At 41.4% G+C, this 3,362-nt stretch carries 2 protein-coding genes and 2 pseudogenes; 2 read left to right on the forward strand and 2 right to left on the reverse strand.

The features are described from left to right. Positions 1-333: pseudogene (locus tag AC058W_RS01245) on the forward strand (DUF4317 family protein); the annotation flags it as partial. Positions 334-456: 123 nt separating this feature from the next. Continuing rightward, on the forward strand, positions 457-1,290 hold the full coding sequence (locus AC058W_RS01250; RefSeq protein ID WP_118246972.1) for a PRD domain-containing protein: 834 nt from the start codon (positions 457-459) through the stop codon (positions 1,288-1,290). Positions 1,291-1,319: 29 nt separating this feature from the next. On the opposite strand, the pseudogene AC058W_RS01255 reads toward AC058W_RS01250, so the two are convergent. Further along, positions 1,320-2,700, reverse strand: a pseudogene (locus tag AC058W_RS01255) (aldehyde dehydrogenase). 68 nt (positions 2,701-2,768) lie between these two features. Beyond that, a partial coding sequence (locus tag AC058W_RS01260; RefSeq protein WP_479389596.1) for a dehydroquinate synthase/iron-containing alcohol dehydrogenase family protein occupies positions 2,769-3,362 on the reverse strand: 594 nt, incomplete at its 5' end.

Here is a 3,362-nt window from a genome sequence, read left to right on the forward strand (position 1 = left end):
CTGGCAGAAGGAATCTGCGGCACAGAAGACAAGCCCAACAGGACAAATTATTTACGCGGGCAGGAATTTGGAATTTATATTTATCATGGAATCTACGATATTCCAAAGAAAGGCTCAGATCAGAGCGAACAATGGGAATCGGAAGAAGTTTATAGCTTCCTTGTGTGTGTAGCTGCACCGGTAGATAAAGACTATAATGCAGGAAAACCAAAATGCGGATTTATATTTCCGGCGTTTGAAGATAGATCCGCAGAGCATGGAAAGATAGATATTTTCTTTGAAAATCCAGACTGTCCGGATGAAGGATTTTTAAGAAAAATATTGGGAAAATAGCTATTAAAGATCTGATAAGATGGAAATTCAATTTAGTCATTTCAAATTCAATTTAGTCATTTTATGGAAAAATGACTAAATTAAAATATTTATAACATTGATAATAAATGAGGGGATCGTAAGATGTACAGAGTAAGCAAAGTATTAAATAACAATGGTGTAATAGCTATTGATATGGAAGAAAATCAGGAATATGTCATTCTCGGCAAGGGTGTTGGCTTTGGTAAGAAAGTCAGCCAGCGTTTTGAAAAACCTGCAGAGTGTACTTTATATCGGATGGAGCAGGAGACGGAGCGTGGATCTGCGAAAGAACTGGTAAAGGGAATCGAGCCGGAGTATCTGGAAATTGCAGATGAGATTCTGACAGAGGCGCAGAAAGTGTTTGGAGATTCTGTAGACAGAGGAATTCTTTTCCCACTTGCAGACCATATCTCTTTTGCAGTTGCCAGAATTCGCCGAAATGAGCAGATCAGTAATCCTCTGACTGAGGATATCAAAGTGCTTTTTTACAGTGAATTTAAGGTTGCTGAGACATTGAAAACAATCTTGAAGAAGAGACTTCAGATAGCAATTGATGACCATGAAGTTGGATACGTGGCACTTCATATCCATTCTGCGATTGGCGATGAGAAGGTATCTGTTGCGATGCAGACTGCTAGGGCAGTGAGAGAGTGTATTGACATGATCGAGAAGGCGACAGGCAAGCCGATTGATGTACTTTCTCTGTCTTATAATCGTCTGATGAACCATATGAAATATATGGTGGCACGCGCATCAACTGGGGAGAAACTGAATCTGGATATGAACGAATATATGCTGGACCAGTATCCACAGGCTTATGAAATCGCAGCGGAGATATGCAAGAATCTGGAAGGATGTATAGGTCATAAGCTGGATGAGACGGAGATTGGATATCTGGCGATGCATATACAGAGAATATATAAAGATGCAGTGTAAGAAAAGTAGTAATAATAGAAGAAAGTTCCTTATTTCAGGAACTTTCTGATCAGTTTTTCATAGATTTTTCTATATGGCTGGTATCTCATAGGGAGGTCCAGCCATGTTTTTTTATCTACAATACTCTTGAAGTGAGACAAAGGTATTGAACCCGTCTCTGCCATGGTAAGATCCCATACCGCTTTCGCCAAAGCCGCCAAATCCCATCTCGCTGGTTGCCAGATGGATGATCGTATCATTCACACAGCCACCGCCGAATCCACAGCGAGAGGTGACTTTGCGGGCGACATCCTTGTCGGAAGTGAAGATATACAGAGCCAGTGGATGTGCCATGGAGTTAACGGTTACGATAGCTTCATCCAGTGAATCATAAGTCAATACCGGAAGCACCGGGCCGAAAATTTCTTCCTGGATAACGGCATCCTGGAAAGTAACATGATCCATAACGGTAGGTGAAATCTGAAGTGTTTTTGGATTGCTGTCACCGCCGCAGATTACTTTATCCGGATTGATAAGATTGCTGATACGGGTAAAGTGTTTCTCATTGATGATTTTGCCATAATTTTTATTATTCAGAGGTGCAGATCCAAACTGTTTTTTAATTTGTTTCTGAATCTGGCGGATAAGTTCATCTTTAATTTCCTTATCACAGTAGATATAATCTGGTGCAACGCAGGTCTGACCGCAGTTGAGATATTTTCCGAATACAATCCGTCTGGCTGCCAGTTTCAGGTTGGCACTTTTTTCTACGATACAGGGACTTTTTCCACCAAGCTCCAGGGTAACAGGAGTCAGGTGTGCAGATGCCTTTGACATAACTTCACGACCGACATTCTGGCTTCCGGTGAAGAAGATATAGTCGAAATGTTCATTGAGGAGCGCAGTATTTTCTGTGCGTCCGCCTGTTACAACGGTTACATAATGCGGGTCAAAACATTCGCAGATGATAGTTTCAATGACACGACTTGTATTGGGTGAGTAAGCACTTGGTTTTAATACTACGGTGTTTCCTGCGGCAATCGCATCTATCAGTGGATCGATGGTGAGCAGGAACGGATAATTCCAAGGACTCATAACAAGAACTACACCATAAGGGGACGGCTTTTTATAGCTTCTGGAGGCGAACTGTGCAAGAGGGGTTATTACGTTTTTTTCCTTTGCGTAGGATGGCGTATGGCGGATCATATAGCTGAGTTCGGAGAGTACAAGTCCGACCTCGCACATATAGGACTCGAAGTTACTCTTGCCGAGGTCGCGCTTTAATGCCTCGTTGATCAAAGGTTCGTATTTCTGAATACAGGACTTTAATTTTTTTAAAGCTTCAATTCTTTTATCGACAGGTAAAGTTGCGCCGGTATAAAAATAGGTACGCTGTTTCTGGACGATTTCTTTAATTTCTGTTTCTGTCATTGAATAGTCCCTCCATATATAATATAAGAATGATGTACTGGTGTCAGTAGAATTTTGATTGTGTTGTATTATTTATCAGATTTAGGAATCAGCATATAATAAAATTTCTCAAGTTCTGATGCATCCATCAGCTTTGGCACAGGATACAGAGGATTTGCCTCTTTATCTGCATAATGTGCCAGCTTCGGGATATCTGTTTTCTGGATCTCTTTTACAGTATCTCCGATTCCGAATTTCTGTTTCATTTCTTCGATTGCCTGAATAAAAAGTTCTGCAGCTTCATGATCTGGTGTGTTCTTATCCGCGAGTCCGGCAGCAACAGCCAGATTGTGGAGCTTTTTATCAATGCAGCTTCCATATTTACGAAGCACCATAGGCAGCAGAATCGCATTGGCAAGTCCATGAGGCACGTTATATTCTCCTCCAAGTGAGTGAGCAACTGCGTGAACATATCCTACATAAGATTTGGTAAATGCACAGCCTGCATAGAAAGAAGCATGGAGCATATTCCGACGCGCCTGGATGTTATCACCATGTTCATAAACAGTGTAAATATTTTCAAAAATCAGTTTTACAGCTTTTAAAGCGTCCCTGCGGGTATCTATTGTGGTAGAGTTTCCGATGTATGCTTCGACTGCGTGAGTGAGGGCATCCATGCCTGT

This window comes from Blautia sp. CGZ-1-C1, from assembly GCF_056504575.1.

What these genes read in the sequence shown, in the direction of transcription:
- AC058W_RS01250 (WP_118246972.1), top strand. Translation starts at nt 457, where the DNA reads ATGTACAGAGTAAGCAAAGTATTAAATAACAATGGTGTAATAGCTATT.